The sequence below is a fragment of the Achromobacter mucicolens genome (genome assembly GCF_029866465.1).
GTDB lineage: Bacteria > Pseudomonadota > Gammaproteobacteria > Burkholderiales > Burkholderiaceae_B > Achromobacter > Achromobacter mucicolens.
The window spans coordinates 1,336,672-1,361,224 of the sequence record NZ_CP123364.1; the positions used below are offsets into that span (position 1 = coordinate 1,336,672).

22 protein-coding genes are annotated in these 24,553 nt (G+C 65.9%); 16 read left to right on the forward strand and 6 right to left on the reverse strand.

Annotation, left to right across the window (positions count from 1 at the left end; translation table 11 throughout):
• The first annotated feature begins 3 nt into the window (after positions 1–3).
• The 4 genes from QEP15_RS06055 (at position 4) to QEP15_RS06070 (ending at position 4,380) form a co-directional block, all read left to right on the forward strand.
• The gene (locus QEP15_RS06055) at positions 4–1,221 is read left to right on the forward strand and encodes an ABC transporter substrate-binding protein (protein WP_152383710.1); all 1,218 of its coding nucleotides are present in this window, start codon (positions 4–6) and stop codon (positions 1,219–1,221) included.
• Between the two features lie 93 nt (positions 1,222–1,314).
• Positions 1,315–2,808: a CoA-acylating methylmalonate-semialdehyde dehydrogenase gene (locus QEP15_RS06060; protein WP_056321975.1), complete on the forward strand. Its 1,494-nt coding sequence runs from the start codon at positions 1,315–1,317 to the stop codon at positions 2,806–2,808.
• A 94-nt stretch (positions 2,809–2,902) separates the two neighbouring features.
• Positions 2,903–3,847 carry a CysB family HTH-type transcriptional regulator gene (locus QEP15_RS06065; protein ID WP_056321979.1) on the forward strand — a complete coding sequence of 315 codons (945 nt, stop codon included), beginning with the start codon at positions 2,903–2,905 and terminating at the stop codon, positions 3,845–3,847.
• Between the two features lie 209 nt (positions 3,848–4,056).
• The gene (locus tag QEP15_RS06070) at positions 4,057–4,380 is read left to right on the forward strand and encodes a DUF2325 domain-containing protein (protein ID WP_035212827.1); all 324 of its coding nucleotides are present in this window, start codon (positions 4,057–4,059) and stop codon (positions 4,378–4,380) included.
• 194 nt (positions 4,381–4,574) lie between these two features.
• Here QEP15_RS06070 and QEP15_RS06075 read toward each other — a convergent pair whose 3' ends face one another.
• On the reverse strand, positions 4,575–5,234 hold the full coding sequence (locus QEP15_RS06075; protein ID WP_280148561.1) for a C40 family peptidase: 660 nt from the start codon (positions 5,232–5,234) through the stop codon (positions 4,575–4,577).
• Between the two features lie 289 nt (positions 5,235–5,523).
• Here QEP15_RS06075 and QEP15_RS06080 point away from each other — a divergent pair, with 289 nt between their 5' ends.
• From QEP15_RS06080 to ltaE, 6 genes are all read left to right on the forward strand, one after another.
• Positions 5,524–7,413, forward strand: a complete 1,890-nt coding sequence (locus QEP15_RS06080; protein WP_280148562.1) for a propionate--CoA ligase — start codon at positions 5,524–5,526, stop codon at positions 7,411–7,413.
• Complete coding sequence (locus QEP15_RS06085) at positions 7,410–7,817, forward strand: GlcG/HbpS family heme-binding protein (RefSeq protein ID WP_056321988.1); 408 nt, start codon at positions 7,410–7,412, stop codon at positions 7,815–7,817. Before QEP15_RS06080 ends, QEP15_RS06085 begins: the two co-directional genes overlap by 4 nt.
• Positions 7,814–9,154 (forward strand): MFS transporter, encoded by a 1,341-nt coding sequence (locus tag QEP15_RS06090; protein WP_280148563.1) that lies wholly within the window; start codon positions 7,814–7,816, stop codon positions 9,152–9,154. The genes QEP15_RS06085 and QEP15_RS06090 overlap by 4 nt, the downstream gene beginning before the upstream one ends.
• A 327-nt stretch (positions 9,155–9,481) precedes the next feature.
• Entirely contained in the window at positions 9,482–11,461 is a 1,980-nt protein-coding gene (acs, locus tag QEP15_RS06095; protein WP_056321994.1) for an acetate--CoA ligase, read from the forward strand.
• Between the two features lie 166 nt (positions 11,462–11,627).
• A complete protein-coding gene (locus QEP15_RS06100) occupies positions 11,628–12,476 on the forward strand; it encodes a DMT family transporter (RefSeq protein WP_152385433.1) in 849 nt (282 codons plus the stop codon).
• A 40-nt stretch (positions 12,477–12,516) separates the two neighbouring features.
• Positions 12,517–13,527, forward strand: a complete 1,011-nt coding sequence (gene ltaE, locus QEP15_RS06105) for a low-specificity L-threonine aldolase (RefSeq protein WP_280148564.1) — start codon at positions 12,517–12,519, stop codon at positions 13,525–13,527.
• An 81-nt stretch (positions 13,528–13,608) separates the two neighbouring features.
• On the opposite strand, the gene QEP15_RS06110 is transcribed toward ltaE, so the two are convergent.
• The 4 genes from QEP15_RS06110 to QEP15_RS06125 form a co-directional block, all read right to left on the reverse strand.
• On the reverse strand, positions 13,609–13,953 hold the full coding sequence (locus QEP15_RS06110; RefSeq protein ID WP_152383714.1) for an antibiotic biosynthesis monooxygenase family protein: 345 nt from the start codon (positions 13,951–13,953) through the stop codon (positions 13,609–13,611).
• The gene (locus QEP15_RS06115; RefSeq protein WP_280148565.1) at positions 13,950–15,110 is read right to left on the reverse strand and encodes a cytochrome P450 family protein; all 1,161 of its coding nucleotides are present in this window, start codon (positions 15,108–15,110) and stop codon (positions 13,950–13,952) included. Before QEP15_RS06115 ends, QEP15_RS06110 begins: the two co-directional genes overlap by 4 nt.
• A 72-nt stretch (positions 15,111–15,182) precedes the next feature.
• Positions 15,183–16,034, reverse strand: coding sequence for an NAD-dependent epimerase/dehydratase family protein (locus QEP15_RS06120; RefSeq protein WP_152383716.1), 852 nt, complete (start codon positions 16,032–16,034; stop codon positions 15,183–15,185).
• 74 nt (positions 16,035–16,108) lie between these two features.
• A complete protein-coding gene (locus QEP15_RS06125) occupies positions 16,109–17,755 on the reverse strand; it encodes an electron transfer flavoprotein-ubiquinone oxidoreductase (protein ID WP_056322006.1) in 1,647 nt (548 codons plus the stop codon).
• A gap of 110 nt (positions 17,756–17,865) precedes the next feature.
• Here QEP15_RS06125 and QEP15_RS06130 point away from each other — a divergent pair, with 110 nt between their 5' ends.
• The 3 genes from QEP15_RS06130 to QEP15_RS06140 all read left to right on the forward strand — a co-directional run bounded on the left by QEP15_RS06130 (position 17,866) and on the right by QEP15_RS06140 (position 19,968).
• Positions 17,866–18,318, forward strand: a complete 453-nt coding sequence (locus QEP15_RS06130) for an acyl-CoA thioesterase (RefSeq protein ID WP_254636752.1) — start codon at positions 17,866–17,868, stop codon at positions 18,316–18,318.
• A 285-nt stretch (positions 18,319–18,603) separates the two neighbouring features.
• Positions 18,604–19,302 (forward strand): CoA transferase subunit A, encoded by a 699-nt coding sequence (locus QEP15_RS06135; protein WP_056322011.1) that lies wholly within the window; start codon positions 18,604–18,606, stop codon positions 19,300–19,302.
• Positions 19,303–19,314: 12 nt separating this feature from the next.
• Positions 19,315–19,968 carry a CoA transferase subunit B gene (locus tag QEP15_RS06140; protein ID WP_056322014.1) on the forward strand — a complete coding sequence of 218 codons (654 nt, stop codon included), beginning with the start codon at positions 19,315–19,317 and terminating at the stop codon, positions 19,966–19,968.
• Positions 19,969–20,094: 126 nt separating this feature from the next.
• Here QEP15_RS06140 and QEP15_RS06145 read toward each other — a convergent pair whose 3' ends face one another.
• Complete coding sequence (locus QEP15_RS06145; RefSeq protein WP_056322017.1) at positions 20,095–20,556, reverse strand: GNAT family N-acetyltransferase; 462 nt, start codon at positions 20,554–20,556, stop codon at positions 20,095–20,097.
• A gap of 190 nt (positions 20,557–20,746) precedes the next feature.
• On the opposite strand from QEP15_RS06145, the gene QEP15_RS06150 reads away from it, so the two are divergent.
• Genes QEP15_RS06150 through QEP15_RS06160 form a run of 3 tightly spaced genes read left to right on the forward strand, consistent with a single transcriptional unit; the run spans position 20,747 to position 24,532 of the window.
• Positions 20,747–21,622 carry a MurR/RpiR family transcriptional regulator gene (locus QEP15_RS06150; RefSeq protein WP_056322019.1) on the forward strand — a complete coding sequence of 292 codons (876 nt, stop codon included), beginning with the start codon at positions 20,747–20,749 and terminating at the stop codon, positions 21,620–21,622.
• On the forward strand, positions 21,619–22,599 hold the full coding sequence (locus QEP15_RS06155; RefSeq protein WP_152383718.1) for an isoaspartyl peptidase/L-asparaginase family protein: 981 nt from the start codon (positions 21,619–21,621) through the stop codon (positions 22,597–22,599). The genes QEP15_RS06150 and QEP15_RS06155 overlap by 4 nt, the downstream gene beginning before the upstream one ends.
• A gap of 46 nt (positions 22,600–22,645) precedes the next feature.
• Positions 22,646–24,532: a dipeptide ABC transporter ATP-binding protein gene (locus tag QEP15_RS06160; protein ID WP_152383719.1), complete on the forward strand. Its 1,887-nt coding sequence runs from the start codon at positions 22,646–22,648 to the stop codon at positions 24,530–24,532.
• Positions 24,533–24,553: the final 21 nt, after the last annotated feature.

Consider the following 24,553-nt stretch of genomic DNA (forward strand, 5'->3'; position numbering starts at 1 on the left):
TCCATGAAATTGCACGCACGCGGGCTCGCCGCAGGCTTGTGTCTGGGCGCCGGTTTGATTGGGCAGGCCCATGCGGCGGACAAGCCGCCAGTGAAGATCGGCATTCTGACGGATATGTCCGGCACCTACGCCGGCATGGGGGGCGCAGGCTCGGTCGCGGCGGCGCAATTGGCCATCGACGACTGCCTTGCCGCGCAGTGCAAGGGCATGAAGATCGATCTGGTGTCCGCGGACAACCAGAACAAGGCCGACGTGGGCGCCGCCCGGGCGCGCGAATGGTTCGACCGCGACGGCGTCACCGCCATTGCCGACCTCACCAATTCCGCAGTCGCACTCGCCGTTCAGGGGATTGCCCGCGAAAAAAACAAGGTCGTGATGTTCTCCGGCCCGGCCACCACGGCGTTGACCAACAAGGACTGCTCGCCGGTCGGCTTTCACTGGATGTTCGATACCTACTCGCAGTCCGCGGGCGGCGCCAAGGCCACCGTGCGCGAGGGCGGCAAGTCCTGGTTCTTCATCACCGTCGACTACGCGTTCGGCCACTCGCTGGAAGCCGACACGGCCAAGGCGGTGAAGGCACTGGGCGGCACGGTGGCCGGCAATGTCCGCCACCCGCTGAACGCGCCCGACTTCGCGTCCTATCTGCTGCAGGCGCAGAGCTCAAAGGCGCAGGTGGTGGCGCTGGCCAATGGCGGCCAGGACACCGTCAATGCGGTCAAGCAGGCGCGCGAGTTCGGCATCGTGGCAGGCGGGCAGCGGCTGGTTTCCCTGCTGATCTTCCTGTCCGATCTGCGTGCGCTCGGCCTGGAGAACGCGCAGGGGCTGTCTTACGTGGATGGCTTTTACTGGGATTACGACGACGCCACGCGTGAGTGGTCGGGGCGCTTCGAGAAGGCGTTCCGCGGCCTGAAGCCCACGATGACGCAGGCGGGCGTGTATTCCAGCGTGCTGCATTACCTGCGCGCGGTGGCCGCCGCCAACAGCACCGACGGCAAGGTTGTCGCCGACAAGATGCGCGAGATCCCCATCAAGGATCCCATCATGCGCAATGCGTCGATCCGCCCGGACGGCCGCGTGATCCACGATATGTACCTGTACGAAGTCAAGAAGCCCGCGGACTCCAAGGGCGGCTGGGACTATTCGAAGCTGGTGGCCACCATTCCGGCGGCCGAAGCCTTCCAGCCCCTGGCCGATTCGACCTGCCCGCTGGTGAAGAAATAGCGCCAAGCCCGCGGGCGCTGTCCCGCGGGCGCGGCTCGATCCAAGAACGCGGATTTTCATCCGCATCGACTACGCAGTGTGAGGAGCAACAAAATGAGTGAAGTCCCGCGCGTTCCGCTACTGATCGGCGGCAAGCTTGTGCAGTCCAAAACCACCGAATGGCGAGACGTGATCAACCCCGCCACCCAGGAGGTCGTTGCCAAGGTGCCCTTCGCCACGCGCGAAGAACTGGACCTGGCCGTCTCCAACGCCAAGGAGGCCTTCAAGACCTGGCGCAACGCCGGGCAGGGCACGCGCATGCGCGTCATGCTCAAGTTCCAGGAACTGCTGCGCGCCAATACCGGCAAGCTGGCCGAGATGATCACCCGCGAACACGGCAAGACGCTGCCGGACGCCGAGGGTGAAGTCGGCCGTGGCCTGGAAGTGGTCGAGCACGCCTGCTCGATCGCCAACCTGCAACTGGGCGAGTACGCGGAGAACGCGGCGTCCGGCATCGATGTCTACACCCTGATCCAGCCGCTGGGCGTGTGCGCGGGCATCACCGCGTTCAACTTCCCGGTCATGCTGCCGTGCTTCATGTTTCCCATCGCCGTGGCGTGCGGCAACACGTTCGTGTTGAAGCCTTCTGAGCAGGATCCGACGTCGTCGCTGTTCCTGGCGGAATTGGCGCTGGAAGCCGGCCTGCCCCCGGGCGTGCTGAACGTGGTGCACGGCGGTCCTGAAACGGCCAACGGCCTGTGCGAGCACCCCGACATCAAGGCGGTGTCGTTCATCGGCTCGACCCGCGTGGGCACCGAGATCTACAACCGCGCGTCGGCCGCCGGCAAGCGCTGCCAGTCCATGATGGGCGCGAAGAACCACTGCGTGGTCCTGCCGGATGCCGATCCCGAAGTGGCGCTGAACCAGCTGCTGGGCGCCGCCTTTGGTGCGGCCGGCCAGCGCTGCATGGCCTCGTCCGTGGCGGTGCTGGTGGGCGAAGCCCGCAACTGGCTGCCCGACTTCGTCGAGCGCGCCAAGAAGCTCAAGGTCAACGCCGGCACGGATCGCGAAGCCGACCTGGGTCCGCTGGTGTCGCCCAACGCCAAGAAGCGCGTCGAAAGCCTGATCCAGAAGGGCGTGGACGAAGGCGCCAAGCTGCTGCTGGACGGCCGCAACCTGAAGGTGGCCGGCTTCGAGGAAGGCAACTTCGTCGGCCCGACCGTGTTCGACGGCGTCGCTGAGAACATGACTATCTACACGGAAGAGATCTTCGGGCCGGTCCTGTGCTGCGTCGGTGTCGAGACCCTGGAAGACGCGGTGGCGTTCATCAACCGCAACCCCAACGGCAACGGCGTCGCGCTGTTCACGCAGGACGGGGGCGCGGCGCGCTACTTCCAGAACAACATCGACGTGGGGCAGGTGGGCATCAACGTGCCGATCCCCGTGCCGGTGGCGTGGTTCAGCTTCACGGGTTCGCGCGGCTCCAAGCTGGGCGACCTGGGCCCCAACGGCAAGCAGGCGGTGCAGTTCTGGACGCAGACCAAGACGGTGACCGCGCGCTGGTCGGCACACGCCAAGACCGTGAACACCACGATCTCGATGCGCTGAAAGAGGGACGCCTTGCTCCTAAGCTTATATCGATAATTCATATAGCAAGGCGTTCTTATTACTTATAATTGGCCGGTCTATCAGGGGCCAATTAATGAACCTCCAGCAATTTCGTTTCGTGCGTGAAACCATCCGGCGCGACTTCAACCTGACTGAAGCCGCCCGGATGCTCTACACGTCGCAGCCCGGCGTTTCGAAGGCCATCATCGAGTTCGAGGACGAGCTGGGCATCAAGATCTTCGAACGTCATGGCAAGCGCATCAAGGGGCTGACCAAGCCCGGCCTGGCCGTGTCGCAGGTGATTGACCGCATCATGCGCGAGGTCGACAACCTGAAAAAAGTCAGCGACGAATTCGCACGCCGCGACGAAGGCGGCCTGGTCATTGCCTGCACCCACACGCAGGCGCGCTATCTGCTGCCCCGCGTGATCCCGGCGTTCCGCAAGCAGTTCCCCAAGGTTCACCTGTCGCTGGCCGAGGGCAGCCCCGCCCAGCTGGCCGAAATGGTGCTGCATGAACAGGCGGATCTGGCGCTGGCGACCGAATCGCTGGCGCTGACGCCGGGCCTGGCCACGCTGCCGGTCTACGCGTGGGAGCACACGGTGGTGGTGCGGCCCGATCATCCGCTGGCCGAGCTGACCTCCAGCGCCGCCAAGCGCCTGTCGCTGGCGCAACTGGCCGAATACCCCATCGTGACCTACGACCGGGCTTTTACCGGCCGCAGCACGATCGACGAGATCTTCGCCAACCAGGGCATTCATCCGGATATCGTGCTCGAAGCGATCGACGCCGATGTGATCAAGACCTACGTGGACGTGGGCCTGGGCATCGGCATCATCGCAGGCGTTGCCTATGATCCGCGCCGCGACTCGAATCTGGTCGGCCTGCCCGTGGGACACCTGTTCGGCACGCATACCACGCGCGTGGGCGTGAAGGCCGGCGTGTTCCTGCGCGACTACGTCTACACATTCCTGGAGATGCTGGCGCCGTCGCTGACCCGGGCCGTCGTCACCGACGCGGTGCAGGGCACGCCGAAGTAGCCCGCATCGCCGCAGCATGCGTGAAAAAGCGCGACGTCCTTACGACGTCGCGTTTTTTTTGCCTGCGATTCAGGCGGGGAGGGTGAGACGGCTATCCCATTCGACAAGCTCATAAAAATAATTAAATAAGAACTGATCTCATTTAAGTTGACGAAAAAATAGGAATCATTATCATTACATCCAGGCTCAACGACCCAGTGAGGTAAATCATGACGGCAGGACTTAGTGCAGTGGTAGTGGGCGCCGACCGCCTCGGCAATATTCCCGATCTGCTAAAAGGTCACAACATCTCGATCACGCACCACATCAGCGGGCGCGATCCCTCGCATCAAAAGAAGACGTTGCAACTACCTTCCGGCACGCAACTGGTCATTCTGCTGACCGATTTTCTTGGCCACAATGTCATGAAGACCTTCCGCAACGCGGCGCAGCGCGGCGGCATCCGGGTCGTGGCTTGTCGCCGTTCCGTGTGCAGCATGCAGCAAGCCCTGCAGCAATGCGGCCTGTGCCCGCGCGCCGGCACCGTTCATTGACGGGACGCGTCTTGCCGCGCATCCAAGACAAACTGGGGAGGCCGATACGGCCTGCGGCCTGATCGCCGCGAAGAGAAAAAACAAAAACGCCGCCGGACGGAAAGTCGGGCGGCGTTTTGCATTTGGACGATGGCGGCAGGTTGGCCTGCGTGCGAAGATGTTGCCCAGAAGACGGGCAGGGTCCGGCAGGGCGGTCAGTTGGACGCGCGGGCCGACGCCATCAGGGTGTTGTCCAGGCGGCGGGCGCCGTTGTAGCGCTTGGACCAGTAGGCCATGGTCATGCTTTCGACGCGCACCACGCCACCGGCGCTGGGCGAATGCACGAAGCGGTCGTCGCCCAGGTAGATGCCAACGTGGGAATAGCGGCGGCCCATGGTGTTGAAGAAGACGAGGTCGCCGACCTGCAGTTCGTTCTTGGCGACGGCCACGCCTTGCTGGGCGATTTCTGCGGCGTTGCGGGGCAGCTTCAGGCCCAGACCGCGTTCGGCCGAGTAAGCGACCAGGCCGCTGCAGTCAAAGCCGGTTTCGGGGGTACTGCCGCCGAAGCGGTAGCGGATGCCCAGGTGATTCAGGGCTTCGCTGACCATGGCGTTGTCGCTGCCGACACCCGAATGGGTGCGCTGGCGTTCACGCTTGAATTTCTGGACCACCAGCATGCCGATCGGGTCATCGGCGGTGGCAACCCATTCCATCTCGTAGGGATCGATCTCGGACGTATGGGCGGTTGACTTTTGACTAGTGCTTGCACAACCGGCCAGACCCGCAAAGCAAGCAACCAACGCGAGCATGCGCAGACCGCCCTTTGCATGGCCAGTGGTTGAATTGAATCGCGCGGGGTTGGAGTGTCGATGCATTCGCCTGGGGATGAATCACTGAATGACAGCAAAAACCCGCGCTTTAGCCGCGGATGGGGCCGAAATGTCAGCAAATTCAACAATTATGTGCAACTTCGCGGGGATTCTACCAAACTTTTAAGGCCGATTCGTGACGTAACGGCCCTAAATATCCATGCAGCGTGGACATCTGGAAGAATTTTTTGACTTGCGGCAAGCCTCGTGCAAGGTTTGCCTACCAGAATGGCTGAAAAGATTAGACAAAAAATCAATCAGCCTTAAGGCCTATGAACAATACCAGGAGACAAACATGCAAAGAACCCGGGATTTCCACTATCGCTCGGTTCATGACCGCGACGCGTTCTGGCGCGAAGAGGCCACGCGCATTCACTGGGAAACGCCATTTGACAGTGTGCTGGACTTCTCGCGTCCGCCCTTCGCCAAGTGGTTCGTTGGCGGGCGCACCAACCTGTGCCACAACGCGGTAGACCGCTGGCTGCCCACGCAGGCGGACAAGCCGGCCCTCATCTGGGTGTCCACGGAAGTGGATCGCGAACAGGTCTATACGTGGCAGGACGTCTTTGAAGAAGTGAACGCCGCCGCCGCCATGCTGCGCGAACTGGGGGTGGGGCGCGGCGACCGGGTCCTGCTTTACATGCCCATGGTGCCCGAAGCGGTATTCACGATGCTGGCGTGCGCCCGGATCGGCGCGGTCCACTCGGTGGTGTTCGGCGGGTTTGCATCCGTGAACCTCGCGCAGCGCATCGACGACGCCGCGCCCAAGGTGGTGGTGTGCACGGACGGCGGCTCGCGCGCCGGCAAGGTCGTGCCGTACAAGCCGCTGCTGGATCGTGCGTTGGGCCTGGCCAAGTCGCCGCCCGCGTCGGTGGTGGTGTTCGATCGCGGTCTGGCGCCGTTCGAGCCGGTGGCCGGGCGCGACCTGGATTACGCGACGCTGCGCGAACGCCACCGCGGCGCCCGGGTGCCCGTCGAATGGCTGGAATCGTCCGAGCCCAGCTACATCCTTTACACCTCCGGGACCACCGGCCGTCCCAAGGGCGTGCAGCGCGACACCGGCGGCTACGCCGTGGCGCTGGCCTCGTCCATGGAATACCTGTTCGACGGCCGACCTGGCGACACCTATTTTTGCACCAGCGACATCGGCTGGGTGGTGGGGCATTCCTATATCGTCTACGGACCGCTCATTGGCGGGCAATCGACCATCCTGTACGAAGGGACGCCCGTGCGCCCGGATGGCGCGATCCTCTGGAAGCTGGTCGAGCAGTACGGCGTGAATACGCTCTTCTCGGCGCCCACGGCCGTACGCGTGCTCAAGCGCCAGGATCCCGAACTGCTCAAGCGGCATGACCTGTCCACCCTGCGCGCGGTCTACCTGGCCGGGGAGCCGCTGGACGAGCCGACCGCGCAATGGATCTCCGAAGGGCTGGGCAAGCCCATCATCGACAACTACTGGCAGACGGAATCGGGCTGGCCAATCCTGTCGGCGCAACCCGGCATCGAAAAAGTGCCCACCCGGTTCGGCAGCCCCTCGTTCCCGGTCTACGGCTTTGACGCGCGCATCGTCAGCGAGTCCACCGGCGAAGACCTGGGCCCCGAGCAGAAGGGCGTGGTGGCCATCGTGCCGCCGCTGCCGCCCGGCGCCATGTCCACCATCTGGGGTGACGACGCGCGCTTCGTCGAGACCTATTTCACGTCGATTCCGGGCCGGCAGGTGTATTCGACCTTCGACTGGGGGCGGGTGGACGCCGACGGCTACTGGTTCATCCTGGGCCGCACGGACGACGTGATCAACGTGGCGGGACACCGGTTGGGCACGCGCGAAATCGAGGAATCCGTCAACAGCCACAGCGGCATTGCCGAGTGCGCGGTGGTGGGTGTGTCCGACCCGTTGAAGGGGCAGGTCGCCATGGCGTTTGCCGTGCTGAAGAATCCCGCCGGCGCCGACACGCCGGAAGCGGCAAAGCAGCTGGAAGGCGATATCATGCGCCTGGTGGAAGAACAGCTTGGGGCGGTGGCAAGGCCGGCCAGGATCCGGTTCGTGGGCGCGCTGCCCAAGACCCGTTCCGGCAAGGTGCTGCGCCGCGCGATCGTCGCGGTATGCGAGTCGCGCGATCCCGGCGACCTGACCACCATGGAAGACCCTAACGCCCTCGAACAGATCAAGGAGTCACTGCAATGAAAACCAAACCCGTGCTGAGCGCCGACGACGTCAAAAAGATCCTGGCCGCGGCCGAAGCACACGCCTTGCAGAACAAGTGGGCCGTCACCATCGCCGTGACCGACGATGGCGGCCATCTGCTGGGCATGCTGCGACTGGACGATGCGGCTCCCATCTCGTCGCACATCGCGCCGGCCAAGGCCAAGACGGCCGCGCTGGGCCGCCGCGAATCGCGCATCTACGAAGAACTCATCAACAACGGCCGCTACTCGTTCCTGTCGGCGCCCCTGATCGAAGGCATGCTCGAGGGCGGCGTTCCGGTCATTGCCGACGGCCAGGTCATCGGCGCGGTGGGCGTCTCGGGCGTGAAGTCGACCGAAGACGTGCAGATTGCACAAGCAGGCATCGCCGCGCTGGGCCTATGAGCCAGGCGCAGCCGCCGGAAACGCCGGCCGGCGTTTCCGCGCTGGACCCCCGGGGGGCGGGCGACGGTCCGCTGAACCCGGGCGTCACGCGGCGCGAAGTCCTGGCCTGGGCCATGTACGACTTCGCGAACTCCGGCTACACCACCGTAATCCTCACGGCGGTCTTCAGCACCTATTTCGTCGGCGTGGTAGGCGGGCGCGCCTCGTGGGCCACGCTGGCCTGGACGGCGGCGCTGTCGCTGTCGTACCTGCTCATCATGCTGACCATGCCCACGCTGGGCGCGCGCGCCGATGCGCGGGCCAGCAAGCGGCGGCTGCTCTACACCAGCACGATCGGCTGCGTGGCTGCCACGCTGGTACTCACGCAGGCTGGTCCGGGCGACGTGTGGCTCGCGCTGGCCGCCATCGTCGTGTCCAACTACTGCTATTGCGTCGGCGAGTCCGTGGTCGCCGCCTTTTTGCCCGAACTCGCCCGGCCGCAGGCGCTGGGCCGCGTGTCGGGCTGGGGCTGGAGCTTCGGCTATTGCGGCGGCATGCTGACGCTGGGCCTGTCGCTCGTCGTGGTGACGCTGGCCGAGGCCCGCGGCGCCACCGCCGAAGAATTCGTGCCGTGGGTCATCGTGGTCACGGCGTCTGTCTTTGCGCTGGCTGCGATGCCGTCGTTCTTCCTGCTGCGCGAGCGCGCTCGGCCGCAGCCGGGCAATCCGGCCGCGCTGCACATGCTCAAGCGGCTGGCGTACGCCTGGCGTGAAACGGGCCTGCACTTTCCGGAATTCCGCCGCCTCTTGATGTGCATTGCCTGCTACCAGGCCGGGATCTCCGTCGTGATCACGCTGGCGGCCGTGTATGCGTCCGAAGTCATGGGCTTCACCACGCCGCAGATCATGCTGCTGGTGTTCACGGTGAACATCGGCGCGGCGGCGGGGGCGTTTTCGTTCGGCTACGTGCAGGACCGCATCGGCCACAAACCGGCGCTGGCCATCACGCTGGCCGGGTGGATCGTGATGGTGCTGGTGGCCTACTCGGCCGTCACCGCGCCCGTGTTCTGGGTGGCGGCCGCGCTGGCCGGGCTGTGCATGGGCACCACGCAAAGCGCGGGCCGCGCCATGACCGGCGCCTTGGCGCCCGCGGGCCGGCTGGCCGAGTTCTATTCGCTGTGGACCTTTGCCGTGCAGCTTGCCGCCGTGATCGGTCCGTTGACGTACGGGCTGGTGACGTGGGGCACGGACGGCAATCACCGCCTGGCCATCCTCGTCACAGGGTTGTTCTTCGTCGGAGGACTGGCCCTGTTGTCGCGGGTGGACATGAAACGCGGCCTCGCCCGGCAGACCGGCTGAACGCCGTATTCGTCAAGCCTGATGCGGCTGCTATCCTTATGGACTGCCTTGCGCCGGCGCGTTTCGATGCGGCGGCGCATGCTGATTGCTTGGCATTGTTGGCGCGCCGCGTGACGGCGCGCCGTTGGCTTGTGCATGCTGCCCGGTTGGCGCCTTGGGGCGTCTTCCTGCCCAGATCCGGCGCAGACGCATCGCCTTGGGCCTAGTCAATCTGCGGGCTCCGGCCCGCATTTTGCGTAAGGTGCCCGTAAGAGCGCGGCGATACGGTTGCAGGTGGGTAATAAAAAAGCAGCATAAACAACAGAATCACCGTTTGGAGACAAGATCATGTCGAACGCTATTCAGTCCGTCCTGGTGGAAAACCGCGTGTTTCCGCCGCCCGAGCGCGCCGCGCAGGGCGCCGCGATTCCCAGCATGGACGCCTATAACGCGCTGTGCGCGCAGGTCGAGAACGACTTCGACGGATTCTGGGCCGGCCAGGCCCGCGACAATCTGCAATGGACCAAGCCGTTCACGCAGGTCCTGGACGAATCCGACGCGCCGTTCTACCGCTGGTTCGGCGACGGCGAACTGAACGTCTCGGCCAATTGCCTGGACGTCCACCTGACCAACGGCAACGCCGACAAGACCGCCATCATCTTCGAATCCGACGACGGCAAGGTCAACAAGGTGACCTACCGCGAACTGCTGGCGCGCGTGTGCCGCTTCGCCAACGGGCTGGCGGCGCTGGGCTACAAGAAGGGCGACCGCGCCATCATCTACATGCCCATGTCCATCGAAGCCGTGGTGGCCATGCAGGCCTGCGCGCGCCTGGGTGTGACGCACTCGGTGGTGTTCGGCGGCTTCTCGGCCAAGAGCCTGCAGGAGCGCATCGTCGACGTGGGCGCCTCGCTCATCATCACCGCCGACGAACAGGTGCGCGGCGGCAAGACCATCCCGCTCAAGCCCGCCGTCGAAGAGGCCATCGCCATGGGCGGCTGCGAGGCCGTCAAGAAGGTCGTCGTGTACCGCCGCACGGGCGGCAAGGTGCAATGGAACGACAGCCGCGACCTCTGGATGCACGAGGTCGAGGACGGCCAGCCCGACACCTGCGAGCCGGTTCCGGTCAACGCCGAGCACCCGCTCTTCATCCTGTACACCTCCGGTTCGACCGGCAAGCCCAAGGGCGTGCAGCATTCGTCCGCCGGCTACCTGCTGTGGGCGCTGCTGACGGTCAAATGGACCTTCGACGCGCGCAAGGACGACGTCTACTGGTGCACCGCGGACGTGGGTTGGGTCACCGGCCACACGTACATCACGTACGGTCCGCTGGCCGCCGGCCTGACGCAGATCGTCTTCGAAGGCGTGCCCACCTATCCGAACGCCGGCCGCTTCTGGGACATGATCGCGCGCCACAAGGTCACCACGTTCTACACCGCGCCCACCGCGATCCGTTCGCTGATCAAGGCTGCCGAGGCCACGCCGGAAGCGCACCCCAAGAATTTCGACCTGGACTCGCTGCGCATCATCGGCACGGTGGGCGAGCCCATCAATCCCGAAGCGTGGATCTGGTATCACAAGAACGTGGGTCGCGAACGCTGCCCCATCGTGGACACCTGGTGGCAGACCGAGACCGGCGGCCACATGATCACGCCGCTGCCGGGCGCCACGCCCACCAAGCCGGGCTCGTGCACGCTGCCCCTGCCGGGCATTGCCGCGGCCATCGTCGATGAAACCGGCGGCGACGTCGAAAAGGGCAATGGCGGCTTCCTGGTCATCAAGCGTCCGTGGCCGGCCATGATCCGCAACATCTGGGGCGACCCGGAGCGCTTCAAGAAAAGCTACTTCCCGGCCGAACTGCGCGGCTATTACCTGGCGGGCGATGGCGCGCAGCGCGATGCGGACGGCTACTTCTGGATCATGGGGCGCATCGACGACGTCCTGAACGTGTCGGGCCACCGCCTGGGCACGATGGAAGTCGAATCGGCGCTGGTGGCGCACGAAATGGTGGCCGAGGCCGCCGTCGTGGGCCGTCCCGACGACACGACCGGCGAGGCCGTGGTGGCCTTCGTGGTGCTCAAGCGTTCGCGTCCGGAGGGCGAGGAGGCCCAGGCCATCGCCAAGCAATTGCGCGACTGGGTGGCCCGCGAGATCGGCCCCATCGCCAAGCCCAAGGACATCCGCTTTGGCGACAATCTGCCCAAGACGCGTTCGGGCAAGATCATGCGCCGCCTCTTGCGCGTGGTCGCCAAGGGCGAGGAAGTGACGCAGGACGTCTCGACGCTGGAAAATCCCGCCATCCTGGAGCAGCTCTCCAAGCCGCTGTAGTCGCATCGGGCCGGATCCCACCGGCCATTTGCATCGCGACAGGCGCATAATGAAGACGCCCGTGCCGGCATGTTGCGGCACGGGCGTCTTCATTCCTGATCGCCAGATCCCCTTGCATGGAGCCACACCCGTGAGCAGCAGTTTCGATCGCGCAGGGCTTGCCCTGATGTTCAGCACCATCCTGGTCTGGGCCGGTAGCTGGATTGCGATGAAGCTGATCGTCCCCTACATCGGCCCCTTCGACTTCGTGGCGCTGCGCTACGTGGTGGGCAGCCTGGTGCTCTTCGCGCTGGCGATCGCAACGCGCCGGCCGCTGTCGATGCCGCCCTGGAAACTGACCCTCTTGATCGGCCTGACGCAGACTGCGGGATTCCAGGGCTTCGTGCAGACCGCGCTGGTGGACGGCGGGGTGGGCAAGGTGTCGCTCATGGCGTACACCATGCCGTTCTGGGTCGTGCTGTTTGCCTGGTGGCTGCTGGGCGAGCGGCCCACCGCGCGCCACGCGGCGGGCATCGCGCTGGCTGCTGTCGGGCTGGTCTGTTTCGTCGAGCCCTGGAACGGCCTGGGCGACATCCGCCCCGTGCTGCTGGGCCTGGGCAGCGGCCTGTGCTGGGGCGTGGGCACGGTGTTGTCCAAGCGCATGTTCGATCGCCACGCGCCGGATGTGATGACGTTCACGGCCTGGCAGATGCTGTTCGGCGGCCTGGTCATGACGCCCGTGGCCTGGCTGGTGCCGCAGATGCCCGCCCAATGGGGTTGGCAGCTTTGGGCCGGCATGACATACATTGTGCTGATCGCTACCGCGGCAGGCTGGCTGCTGTGGCTGCAGGTCGTGCGCCGCGTGCCCGCGTCGATCGCCGGCCTGTCCAGCCTCGGTGTGCCGGTCGTGGCCATGCTGCTGGCCTGGGCGTTCCTGTCCGAGCGGCCCACGCCGGTCGAGCTGGGCGGCATGGCGCTGATCCTGGCGGGCATTTTTGTCGTCAGCCGCGCGGCGCCGGCAGCGAAAGCCGATTGACCCTTCCGACTTCCCGTTTTCCCGTTTTCCTGGAACCCTCATGATTGATCTGCGTAGCGATACCGTCACCCGGCCCGGCGCCGCCATGTTGCAGGCGATGGCCACTGCCCCCGTGGGCGACGACGTGATGGGCGACGATCCCACCGTGATCCGCCTGCAAAAAACCCTGGCCGAACGCACCGGCAAGGCCGCGGGCCTGTTCTTTCCGTCGGGCACGCAAAGCAACCTGGCCGCGCTCATGGCGCATTGCGAGCGGGGCGACGAATACCTGGTCGGCCAGCTTGCGCACACCTACAAATACGAAGGCGGCGGCGCGGCGGTGCTGGGCAGCATCCAGCCGCAACCCATCGAGCACGCGCCCGACGGATCCCTGCCGCTGGAAAAGCTGTCCGCGGCCGTCAAGCCCAAAGGCGATCCGCACTTTGCGCGCACGCGTCTGCTGGCGCTGGAGAACACCTTTCACGGCAAGCTGATCCCGGCGGCCTACATCCAGGCGGCCACGTCGTGGGCGCGCGAGCAGGGGCTTTCCACGCACCTGGACGGCGCGCGCGTGTTCAATGCGGCGGTCGCAAGCGGCAAGCCCGTGGCCGAGCTTTGCGCGCCCTTCGATACGGTGTCCATCTGCTTTTCCAAGGGGTTGGGCGCGCCGATCGGGTCGGTGCTGGTCGGCAGCAAGGAACTGATCGAACGCGCGCATCGCTGGCGCAAGATGCTGGGCGGCGGGCTGCGCCAGGCGGGCGTGCTGGCGGCCGCGTGCCTGTACGCGCTGGAGCATAACGTTGAACGGCTGGCCCAGGATCACGACAATGCGCGCCTGCTGGCCGAAGGCCTGCGCGCCATCCCGGGCGTGGACGTGCTGAGCCAGGACACCAACATGGTGTTCGCGCGGTTCGAGCCGTCGCGCTGCGACGCGCTGACCGAGGCGCTGGGCAAGGAAGGCATCCTGATGCGCGCCGTCTACGGCGGTCCGACCCGCCTGGTGACGCACCTGGACGTGTCGGCCGAGGACGTGCGGCGCGTGGTCGAGACGGTGGGCCGTCTGCTGCGGTAGGCGGTCAGGGGGCAAAGGGATGGCCTCCCGGACGAGCGCGTCCCGGACTAACGCGTCCCGGACTAACGCGTCCCGGCGGTTTCACCCGTGGCGCTGGCGGCTGTCGGCGGGCGCCTCGTCCCGCTCCTGCATGCCGTAGTCGCGCACCACCTGCGCAACGCGAAGGCGGTAGTTCTGAAACACCCCGCCACGCCCGGCCTGCTGGGCGCGGCGGTGCGATTCCAGCGAACGCCAGCGCTTGACTGCCGCTTCGTCGCGCCAGAATGACAGCGACAGCAGCTTGCCTGGCGTGGACAGGCTTTGAAAGCGTTCGACGGAAATGAAACCGTCCACGGTGCGCAGTTCATCGATCAGGCCGGCGGCGATGTCCAGGTACGGGGCAGGATCGCCATGGGCGGGCTCGACTTCGAATATCACGGCAATCATCGGTTGTGGTCCTCGGGAAAATCAAATTGGGGCACGCGGGCGTTGGGCAGCGGACGATGGCGAAAGCGCGCCGCCAGCGGGGCAGGGCCCATGCCCTGCCGCAACACGCGCAGCAGCGCATCGGCTGCATGGCTTCGCGCCAGCGACGCGCCGGGGCAGGCATGGCGGTGCGCGCCAAAGATCCATCCCGCCTCGGGTTCGATCATGGCGGCGGCGGCGAGCACCAGCAGGACGGTCTGGCCGGCTTCGATGCGCTGTCCGCCGACATCAATCGGCGCGGCCATGAACCGCCGCGTGTTGTGCAAGGGCGGATCGCGGCGCACGGTGTCGTCGATGAGACGTAGGGCGTCCTCGCGTGTCTGCACGCCCGCCGCGCCGCGCCGGCCGGCCATGATGAGCGCATTGCCCAGCAGTCCCGCGCCCGCTTCGCAAGATTGGAACAGCAGGCCCGCCAGGTTGGCGGCCAGCTGTTCGGGCGTAATGCCTGCTTGCAGTGCGTCTGCATGCAATGCGCGCAGTGCCGGGGTGGCCTCGGGCCCCGCCAGATGCGCCTGCATGCGGGCTTGCAGGCGCGCGGCGGCGGCATGGCCCGCCGAGGTCCGGTCTGCGCCCGCATCGGCGGGCAGGGCGGAAAGGAAAGCGGCGATATCGGCCGCGCAATCCGCATGAACGGCTTTGGATAGTCCCAGGAATGCTGCCTGCGCGTGCACGGGCGCCGTGTACAGATAGCGGTCGACGGCGGCGGGGGCGTGCGGCGCGGCGGCAAGCCAATCCTGCGATGCCGGGACGGCTGGTTGCAGCGGAAGGCGCGGCAATGGTCCTTCGTGATGCGCTTGCACCGGTTCCGACGCCCGGTGCGCGATGAACCCCGTCAGCAGCGGCTTCAAGCGCGCATGCGCCGCGCCGTCGTTCATGCGCACGAACCGGCCGAACAGGTCTCCCGCAGGGCCGGGGCACAAGCCGCGCGGCACGGGCTCATCCGCGGGACGCACGTGTGCGCCGGGATGCCGCAGGATGGCCGCGATGGTGTCGGGATGCGAGGCGATCCACATGCCCAGTGCCGTATCCCGGTACAGCGGACGCTCGCGCGCCAGCTGGGCATAGTAGGGATTCGGATCGGGGTGTGTGACGGCGGCCAGGGGATGGGCGGGCGGCATGGTGACGGCGGGCAATGGAGACGGCCACCAGTATCCGCCCGCGCCGGCGGCAACGATTCGGCGAGGGCCGAACTATGCCTGCGACGCGCCGTCCTCAGCCAGCAGGGCGGCGTAGCCTTGGCGCGAGTCCGGCCATTGCAGCGACAGGCCGCTGGCGCGCAACCGGGCATTGCTGAGTTTCTTGCTGCCCACGTTGGCCGGCGCGGGCGCCTCGCGCGGCGCGGGGGCGCCGATCAGCGCGGCCAGTTCGGCATACAGCGTGTGCAGCGGCAGGGGCGTGTCGTCGCAGCCCACATACACCGGCGCAACCTGCGGCAGCAGCGCCAGATGTGCCACCGCGGCAGCCGCGTCGTCGATGTGGATGCGGTTGGCCCAGTGTTCGGGCTGTACCGGCGCGCCGGCCGCGCCGCTGCGCAACCGCTCGATGAGCTGCATGCGGCCGGGCCCATACAGGCCCGCCAGCCGCAATGCCGTCGACGAGACCGGCTGCGCCGCCAGCGCAGCTTCGGCTTCGAGCAGCACGCGGCCGTTGAAGCCTTGCGGTGCAGGCGGCGTGTCCTCGTCGACCCAGGCGCCATGATGCTCGCCATACACCGCGCTGGACGAGACGAACACGATGCGCTTGAGCTGGGATCGATCCAGCGCGTGCAGCACGTTTGCCAGCCCCTCCACGAACACGCCGCGGTAGGCCTGCGGATCGCGCGCGCCAGGCGTGGGCAGGTGGATGAGCCGGGTCACGCCTTGCGGCAGCGCGTTCAGCGTGTCGGGGCGGGTGATGTCGCCCTGCAGCCACTGGATGCCGCTCGTGTCGTCGGCGGGGGGATGGCGCCGCAGGGCATGGACCTCGTCGCCGCGCGCCAGAAAGCGTTGCGCCGCGCGCTGGCCCAGGTCGCCGCAGCCGATGAGAAGTACGCGTTCGCGCATGGTGTCGCTCCAGGCAGTCGGAAAAAAGGCGCCCCGCGGGGCGCCTTTCGGGCGGGCGCAATGCGCCCGGGGTATCACATGCCGCTGTAGACCGGCCCTTCGCCGCCTTGCGGCGCCACCCAGACGATGTTCTGCGTGGGGTCCTTGATGTCGCAGGTCTTGCAATGCACACAGTTCTGCGCGTTGATCTGCAGACGGTCGTCGCCGTGGTCGTCCTTGACGAACTCGTACACGCCGGCCGGACAATAGCGCGACTCGGGGCCGCCGTACTTGGCCAGGTTCACCTTGACCGGCACGGACGGATCCTTGAGGGTCAGGTGGACGGGTTCGTTCTCGTCGTGGTTGGTGTTGGAGATGAACACCGAACTCAGTTTGTCGAACGTGAGCTTGCCGTCGGGCTTGGGATAGTCGATGCGCGCGCATTGCGACGCGGGCTGCAGACAGGCGTGGTCGGGCTTGTTGTGGCGCAGCGTCCAGGGCATCTTGCCCTTGAGCAGCAGTTGCTCGATGCCGGTCATCAGTGTTGCGACCGTGCGGCCCTTCTTGAACCACTGCTTGAAATTGCGGGCCTTGTTCAATTCCGCGTGCAGCCACGAGGCCTCGAAGGCCTTGGGGTATGCAGTCAGTTCGTCCTGGCGGCGGTCCGCAACCAGGGCGTCGAACGCGGCTTCGGCGGCCAGCTTGCCCGACTTGATGGCGGCGTGGCTGCCCTTGATGCGCGAGGCGTTCAGGAAACCGGCTTCGCAGCCGACCAGCACGCCGCCCGGGAACGTGAGCTTGGGCAGCGCCAGCAGGCCGCCCGCCGTGATGGCGCGGGCGCCGTAAGCGATGCGCTTGCCGCCTTCGAACGTGCCGCGGATGGCGGGGTGCGTCTTGTAGCGCTGGAACTCATCGAAGGGCGACAGCCACGGATTGGCGTAATCCAGGCCGACGATCATGCCCACGGCGACGAGGTTGTTGTCCAGGTGATAGAGGAACGAGCCGCCGTACGTGTCCGAATCCAGCGGCCAGCCGGCGGTGTGGATCACCAGGCCGGGCTTGGACTGGGCCGGATCGACTTCCCACATTTCCTTGATGCCGATGCCGTACGACTGCGGATTGCGGCCGTCGTCCAGCTTGAAGCGCTCGATGAGCTGGCGGCCGAGCTGGCCGCGCGAGCCTTCGCTGAACACGGTGTAGCGGGCGTGCAATTCCATGCCCGGCTGGTAGTGGTCGGTGTGGCTGCCGTCCCGGGCCACGCCCATGTCGCCCGTGGCCACGCCGCGGACGGCGCCGTTCTCGTCGTACAGCACTTCGACGGCCGCAAAGCCGGGGAAGATGTCCACGCCCAGCGCTTCGGCCTGCTCGCCCATCCACTTGACGACGTCGCCCAGACGGACGATGTAGTTGCCTTCGTTGTGAAAGCAGGGGGGCAGCAGCCAGTTGGGCGTGGCGCGCGCGCCGGTCTCGGACAGGAACAGGAACTTGTCCTGCGTGACGGCCACGTTCAGCGGCGCGCCCTTTTCCTTCCAGTCGGGGATGAGCTCGGTCAGCGCCAGCGGGTCCATCACGGCGCCGGACAGGATGTGCGCGCCCAGTTCCGCACCCTTCTCAAGTACGCAGACGCCAATCTCCTGATTCTTCTCAGCAGCCAGCTGCTTCAGACGGATTGCTGTGGCCAGGCCGGCGGGACCACCGCCAACCACGACCACGTCATATTCCATCGACTCGCGTTCAGACATTTGCAAAGCTCCCCGTATGTATTCCATATATGGCTGGAAGTATTATCGGCGATTGTATTGCAGGCGAGGGTCCTGTATGCCTTCGCATTTCTTTTAGCCTTCAGGAGTTATTGGTGAACCCGGACAATCTGTCTGCGCGGCTGCTATCGGTGGGCGACACCCATCAGCTCGAATTGCCTTTGCGCTGGGGCGATTCAGACGCCTTGAACCATCTGAACAACACGCTGTATTTCCGCCTCATGGAAGAGGCCCGCATGCAGATTCTGTATAACGCGGGCTTCAAGCTGCCGGCCGACGATGGCGCGATCCTGGCGCATGCGTCGTGCGATTTCCTGCGTCCGCTGACCTATCCTGCCACCGTGCGCGTGACGCACAAGGTCACGCGCATCGGCCGCTCCAGCGCCGAATTCGAGCTGCTGCTCGAGAAGGTCGGCGATGAGGCTGGCCCCTATGCGCGCGGCCGCAATGTGCTGGTCTGGATGGATTACGTGGCCAATACGTCCGCACCGTGGCCGCCCGAAGTCCTGGCGCAGATGGCCACGCAGTTCACGCCGGCCGAGTAAGCGCGCGCGGCCACGGGCCGCGCACCGGCCAAAATAGCGCGTGCTTTGGCCGGTCATGCCGGTAAAATCTAGCGCAAAATCAAAAAAGCAATGAGGGCGCGCCACCCTCGGCGCCGCCGCTTCACGGAAATCGGGCTTCGCCGCGATGCCCGGGTAGCGGGCGCCAACAGCCGCGCCCCAAGGAACGACTGGGCTTGTCCCGATTCCCCGATTTTTCCGGGACCCGTGCGCGGGTAGCGGCGGGGCGGGCTCACTTTGGTTAGACCTTAACTAGGAGTTGGAGCGATGGACAAGGTTTATGCAAGCGCCCAGGAGGCGCTGGCAGGCATCGTCAAGGACGGTCAGATGATCGCCGTGGGCGGTTTCGGCCTGTGCGGTATTCCCGAGGCGCTGATCGCCGCGCTGCGCGATTCGGGCGTCAAGGATCTCACCTGCATCAGCAACAACGCAGGCGTCGATGGGTTTGGTCTGGGCCAGCTGCTCAACACGCGCCAGGTGCGCAAGATGATCGCGTCCTACGTGGGCGAGAACAAGGAATTCGAACGCCAATACCTGTCGGGCGAACTCGAGCTTGAATTCACGCCGCAGGGCACGCTGGCCGAAAAGCTGCGTGCCGGCGGCGCTGGCATTCCGGCGTTCTTCACCCGCACTGGCGTGGGCACCATCGTGGCCGAGGGCAAGGAAATCCGTGAGTTCGACGGCCAGCAGTACGTGATGGAACGCTCGCTGGTGCCGGACGTGTCCCTGGTCAAGGCGCACATCGCCGACCGCAGCGGCAATCTGGTGTTTCGCAAGACGGCCCGCAACTTCAATCCGAACGTCGCCATGGCGGGCAAGTTCACGGTGGTCGAAGTCGAGGAAATCGTCGACACCGGCAGCCTGGACCCGGATCAGATCCACCTGCCCGGCATCTATGTGCAACGGATCGTGCTGAACGCCACGCCCGAAAAGCGCATCGAACAACGCACCACTCGCCCGGCCTAAGGAGAAGACGACATGGCATGGTCCCGCGATGAAATGGCGGCGCGCGCCGCGCGCGAGCTGCAAGACGGCTTTTATGTGAACCTGGGCATCGGCCTGCCCACGCTGGTTGCCAACCACGTCCCCGCGGGCGTGGAAGTGTGGCTCCAATCCGAAAACGGCCTGCTGGGCATCGGCCCGTTCCCCACCGACGATCAGGTCGACGCCGACCTCATCAACGCCGGCAAGCAGACCGTCACGACGCTGCCCGGCTCCTCGATCTTCTCGTCGGCCGACTCGTTCGCGATGATCCGCGGCGGCAAGATCAACCTGGCGATCCTGGGCGCGATGCAGGTCTCCGAGAAGGGCGATCTGGCCAACTGGATGATCCCGGGCAAGATGGTCAAGGGCATGGGCGGCGCGATGGACCTGGTGGCCGGCGTCGGCCGCGTGGTCGTGCTGATGGAACACGTGGCCAAGAAAAAGGACGGCACCGAGGACATCAAGCTGCTGCCCGAGTGCAACCTGCCGCTGACCGGCGTGGGTGTGGTCGATCTCATCATCACCGACCTGGGCGTGATGGAAGTCACCGAAAACGGCCTGAAGCTGCTGGAAACGGCGCCCGGCGTGACGGTGGACGAGATCAAGTCCAAGACGGCGGCGAAGCTGGACGTGTCTGCGGTGCAGTAACGCTGCTGAACGCCAGGCTGGTCAGGCCGGCTGATGATGCCGGCCGCCGGCAGCCAAAATCAAAGCGCCCGTTCAAACGGGCGCTTTTTTTTGTTCCTGCTTGATGCAGAGGCGGGGCGCCGCGCGCTACGCCGTCTCCTGCAACAGCATCCCCACATGCGGGATGCCGTCTTCCATGTATTCCTCGGTGACCGGCACGAAACCGTGGCCGCCGTAATAACCCTTCAATCGTGCCTGCGCGCCCAGGTACACCGGCTGATCCGGCCACAGACGCTGCACTTCTTCCTTGGCGCGGCGCATGAGTTCGTGGCCCAGGCCCGTGCCGCGGGCGGCGGGGGCGGTGATCACGCGGCCGATGACGGCGCGGCCGTCGTTCAGGGCCGGCTCCAGCAGGCGGCAATAGGCCACCAGTTCGCCGTCGTGCCAGGCCATCAGGTGCTCGGTCTGCCCTTGCAGGTCCTTGCCGTCCATGTCGAGAAACACGCAGTTCTGTTCCACCACGAACACCTCCGAGCGCAGCCGCAGGATGGCGTAGAGCTCAGCGGGGGTCAGGTCGGCGTGGGGCTTGCAGATCCAGGCGGGTGTCATGCGGGTCATTCCAGATAGCGGGACAAAAACAGGGCAACTAGCGTAACGCAAACCGGCCCCGATTCCTCAGGCCCGATTGTTACATCTATTCACGGGTATACCCTTAGTATGAAAATCTATTTTCTTAACTAAAATTTGTGTGTAAACAGATTTACATAAACCCGCCGCCCGATTTCCACCACGCTGTTCGATGACCAAGTCCGCCATTACGATCGCTGATCGGATCGCCCGGGCCCAGCCCGCGCTGAGCCGGACCCAGCACAAGATGGCCGAGTACGTGCTGGCGCACCAGTTCCGCGTCGCCACCATGACCATCGATGAGTTCGCGGCGGCAGTGGGCGTGTCGGTCGCCACGGCCAACCGGTTTGCGCGCGCCCTGGACCTGCCGGGCTATCCGCAGTTCCGCGCCGAACTGGCCCGCGGCTTCGAAGCCGCGCTGGAACCGGTCGAGAAGCTGCGCACCGAGCTGGCCCACTCGGCCAGCGCCGTCCAGATCTTTGCGGCAACCCTCGAAGAAGACATCCGCAACGCGCAGCGCAACCTGCAGGCGTTGGATTCCGCGGCCTGTGAACAGGCGGTCGACGCCATCCTGGCCGCCGATCGCGTCTTCATCATCGGTTTCGGCGCCAGCGGGTTCCTCGCAGGCCTCTTGCAGCGCGGCCTGTGCATGCACCTGCATTCGGTCGAATCGCTGGCCGGTCCCGGCGGCGTGTCGCACGCGGCGCGTCAGATGTCGCGCATGACCAGCAACGACCTGGTGATCGCCATCGGTTTTCCGCGTTACCTGGCCGACACCGTGACGCTGGCCGGCGCGGCCAAGCAGGCCGGGGTGCCGGTGCTGGTGCTGACGGACAAGCCCACCTCGCCGCTGGCGCCCACGGCGTCCGTCGTGCTGTACGCCTTCTCGGCGCGCCAGCTCATTCCCAATTCCGAAACCGCCGCGTTGGGGCTCATCGAAGCCTTGTCCGCGGCGGTGGCCTATCGGGCCAAGAATTCCGTTGCGGCCGCCGCTGGGGTGACCCAGTCCGTGATGCCGTGGCTCATCCATGGAGTAGGTAAACGATGATTCAACCCGTGATTGCCATTCACGGTGGCGCCGGCGCGATGTCCCGCGCGGCCATGTCTGCCGAGAAAGAACAGGAATACCTCGCGGCGCTGGAGTCGATCCTGACCGCCGGCCAGGCCGTGCTGGCCAAGGGCGGCAGCGCCCTGGACGCCGTCACCGAGGCCGTGCGCCTGCTCGAAGACTGCCCCCTGTTCAACGCCGGCCACGGCGCCGTGTTCACCAGTGCCGGCACCCATGAACTGGACGCCGCCATCATGGACGGCGCCACGCTGCGTTCCGGCGCCATCGCCAATGTGAACCGCGTGCGCAATCCCATCTTTGCCGCGCGCAAGGTCATGGAAAACAGCAAGCACGTGTTCTTCGTGGGCGAGGGCGCTGAAGCGTTCGCCGCCCAGGAAGGCGTGGAACTCGTGGACCCCTCGTATTTTTCGACCGACGCCCGCCGCGAGCAGCTGCTGCGCGTGCAGCGCGAAACGCCGGACGCCGCCGTGCTGGATCACGACGGCCAGGCCATGGTCGCGCGCGGCCAGCCCGCGCCCGCCGATCCGCTGGACGCCGACAAGAAGTTCGGCACTGTGGGTGCCGTGGCCGTCGATGCCCAGGGCAACCTGGCCGCCGCCACCTCCACCGGCGGCATCACCAACAAGCAGGTCGGCCGCGTGGGCGATGCGCCCCTGATCGGCGCCGGCACGTATGCCAGCAACAAGACCTGCGCCGTGTCCACCACGGGCACGGGCGAAATGTTCATCCGCATGGTTGCCGCGTACGACGTGGCCGCCCAGATGGAATACTGCGGCGCCTCGCTGGAAGCGGCGGCGGACCGCGTCGTAATGGAAAAACTGCCCACCATCGGCGGCAAGGGCGGCCTGGTGGCCGTCGACGCCCAGGGCAATGTGGCCTTGCCGTTCAACACGGAAGGCATGTACCGGGGTTACGCCCGCGTTGGCGAGAAGCCGGTAACCGCCATCTACCGATGAGCGGCGGCGGTTTGGATCAGTAGGTTTATTTTGGGAATGAGAAGAGATGGTTGATCGCGCAAACAGCCTGGCGCTGCCGGATAACCGCGTGGTCCAGGTCGACGACCTGACGGTGCGCTTCGTGGGTTCCGAGCGCACGGTCGAAGCCGTGCGCAATCTGTCGTTTCATGTGGACCGGGGCGAGACCCTGGCCATCGTGGGCGAATCGGGTTCGGGCAAATCGGTGACGTCGCTGGCGCTGATGCGTCTGGTGGAACATGGCGGTGGCCGCATCGCCCAGGGCAGCATGGCCTTGCGCCGGCGCAACGGCTCCGTGATCGACCTGGCCAATGCCAGCCAGCGCGTGATGCGCGATGTGCGCGGCGCCGACATGGCCATGATTTTCCAGGAGCCGATGACCTCCTTGAATCCCGTGTTCACGGCCGGCGACCAGATCGCCGAATCGATCCGCGAGCACCAGGGCATGGATGGCGCCTCGGCGCGCGCCGAAGCGCTGCGCATGCTGGAACAGGTCCGCATTCCCGAAGCCAAGTCGGTGTTGGACCGCTATCCCCATCAACTGTCGGGCGGCATGCGCCAGCGCGTCATGATCGCCATGGCGCTGGCCTGCAAGCCGGCGCTGCTGATCGCCGACGAACCGACCACCGCGCTGGACGTGACGATCCAGGCCCAGATCCTGCAGCTCATCCGCCAGCTTCAAGATGAAATGCACATGGGCGTGGTGTTCATCACCCACGACATGGGCGTGGTGGCCGAAGTGGCCGACCGCGTGCTGGTCATGTTCCGCGGCGACAAGGTCGAGGAAGGCCCGTCGGACCGCGTGTTCGCCGCGCCTCAGCACAGCTACACCAAGGCGCTGCTGTCGGCGGTGCCCAAGCTGGGCGCCATGCAGGGCACGGACCTGCCCGCGCGCTTCCCGCTGCTGCAGGTCGATGGCAAGGCCCAGCCCGTGGCCGAGGCCGGCGCCGTCAGCACGCAGGAAGTGCCCGCCGGCAAGCGCGAGCCCATCCTGAGCGTGCGCAACCTGGTGACGCGCTTTGACCTGCGCGGCGGCATCATGAGCCGCGTCCAGCGCCGCGTGCACGCCGTGGAAAAGGTCAGCTTCGATCTGTACCCGGGCGAGACCCTGTCGCTGGTCGGCGAGTCCGGCTGCGGCAAGTCCACGACCGGCCGCTCGCTGCTGCGCCTGGTGGAAAGCCAGGGCGGCGAAATCCGCTTCGGCGGCCGCGACATCGTGCGCCTGAAGAACAGCGAACTGCAGTCCCTGCGCCGCGACATCCAGTTCGTGTTCCAGGACCCGTTCGCGTCGCTGGATCCGCGCGTGACCGTGGGCTTCTCGATCATGGAGCCGCTGCTGGTGCACGGCGTGGCCAAGGGCAAGGATGCCGAGCGCCGCGTCGCCGAACTGCTCGAGCGCGTGGGCATGCCGCCGGAAATGGCGCAGCGCTATCCGCACGAGTTCTCGGGCGGCCAGCGCCAGCGCATCTGCATTGCGCGCGCCCTGGCCCTGAATCCGAAGGTCGTGATCGCGGACGAATCCGTGTCGGCGCTGGACGTGTCGATCCAGGCGCAGATCGTGAACCTGCTGATCGACCTGCAGCGCGACATGGGCATCTCGTTCCTGTTCATCTCGCACGACATGGCCGTGGTCGAACGCGTCAGCCACCGCGTGGCGGTGATGTACCTGGGCCAGATCGTCGAGATCGGCCCGCGCCGCGCGATCTTCGAGAATCCCCAGCATCCCTACACCAAGAAGCTGATGTCGGCCGTGCCGATCGCCGATCCGGCGCGCCGTCACATGAAGCGCACCTTGCTGTCCGATGAAATCCCCAGCCCGATCCGCAAACTGAACGACGAACCGGTGGTGCAGCCGCTGGTGCAGGTCGGTACGGATCATTTTGTAGCCCGCCATCCCGTCGGCGGCGCGTATTGACTCAGTAGTTGACCTTTTTTT

What these genes read in the sequence shown, in the direction of transcription:
- QEP15_RS06055 (WP_152383710.1), top strand. Translation starts at nt 4, where the DNA reads ATGAAATTGCACGCACGCGGGCTCGCCGCAGGCTTGTGTCTGGGCGCC.
- QEP15_RS06060 (WP_056321975.1), top strand. Translation starts at nt 1,315, where the DNA reads ATGAGTGAAGTCCCGCGCGTTCCGCTACTGATCGGCGGCAAGCTTGTG.
- QEP15_RS06065 (WP_056321979.1), top strand. Translation starts at nt 2,903, where the DNA reads ATGAACCTCCAGCAATTTCGTTTCGTGCGTGAAACCATCCGGCGCGAC.
- QEP15_RS06070 (WP_035212827.1), top strand. Translation starts at nt 4,057, where the DNA reads ATGACGGCAGGACTTAGTGCAGTGGTAGTGGGCGCCGACCGCCTCGGC.
- QEP15_RS06075 (WP_280148561.1), bottom strand. Translation starts at nt 5,234, where the DNA reads ATGCATCGACACTCCAACCCCGCGCGATTCAATTCAACCACTGGCCAT.
- QEP15_RS06080 (WP_280148562.1), top strand. Translation starts at nt 5,524, where the DNA reads ATGCAAAGAACCCGGGATTTCCACTATCGCTCGGTTCATGACCGCGAC.
- QEP15_RS06085 (WP_056321988.1), top strand. Translation starts at nt 7,410, where the DNA reads ATGAAAACCAAACCCGTGCTGAGCGCCGACGACGTCAAAAAGATCCTG.
- QEP15_RS06090 (WP_280148563.1), top strand. Translation starts at nt 7,814, where the DNA reads ATGAGCCAGGCGCAGCCGCCGGAAACGCCGGCCGGCGTTTCCGCGCTG.
- acs (WP_056321994.1), top strand. Translation starts at nt 9,482, where the DNA reads ATGTCGAACGCTATTCAGTCCGTCCTGGTGGAAAACCGCGTGTTTCCG.
- QEP15_RS06100 (WP_152385433.1), top strand. Translation starts at nt 11,628, where the DNA reads ATGTTCAGCACCATCCTGGTCTGGGCCGGTAGCTGGATTGCGATGAAG.
- ltaE (WP_280148564.1), top strand. Translation starts at nt 12,517, where the DNA reads ATGATTGATCTGCGTAGCGATACCGTCACCCGGCCCGGCGCCGCCATG.
- QEP15_RS06110 (WP_152383714.1), bottom strand. Translation starts at nt 13,953, where the DNA reads ATGATTGCCGTGATATTCGAAGTCGAGCCCGCCCATGGCGATCCTGCC.
- QEP15_RS06115 (WP_280148565.1), bottom strand. Translation starts at nt 15,110, where the DNA reads ATGCCGCCCGCCCATCCCCTGGCCGCCGTCACACACCCCGATCCGAAT.
- QEP15_RS06120 (WP_152383716.1), bottom strand. Translation starts at nt 16,034, where the DNA reads ATGCGCGAACGCGTACTTCTCATCGGCTGCGGCGACCTGGGCCAGCGC.
- QEP15_RS06125 (WP_056322006.1), bottom strand. Translation starts at nt 17,755, where the DNA reads ATGTCTGAACGCGAGTCGATGGAATATGACGTGGTCGTGGTTGGCGGT.
- QEP15_RS06135 (WP_056322011.1), top strand. Translation starts at nt 18,604, where the DNA reads ATGGACAAGGTTTATGCAAGCGCCCAGGAGGCGCTGGCAGGCATCGTC.
- QEP15_RS06140 (WP_056322014.1), top strand. Translation starts at nt 19,315, where the DNA reads ATGGCATGGTCCCGCGATGAAATGGCGGCGCGCGCCGCGCGCGAGCTG.
- QEP15_RS06145 (WP_056322017.1), bottom strand. Translation starts at nt 20,556, where the DNA reads ATGACACCCGCCTGGATCTGCAAGCCCCACGCCGACCTGACCCCCGCT.
- QEP15_RS06150 (WP_056322019.1), top strand. Translation starts at nt 20,747, where the DNA reads ATGACCAAGTCCGCCATTACGATCGCTGATCGGATCGCCCGGGCCCAG.
- QEP15_RS06155 (WP_152383718.1), top strand. Translation starts at nt 21,619, where the DNA reads ATGATTCAACCCGTGATTGCCATTCACGGTGGCGCCGGCGCGATGTCC.
- QEP15_RS06160 (WP_152383719.1), top strand. Translation starts at nt 22,646, where the DNA reads ATGGTTGATCGCGCAAACAGCCTGGCGCTGCCGGATAACCGCGTGGTC.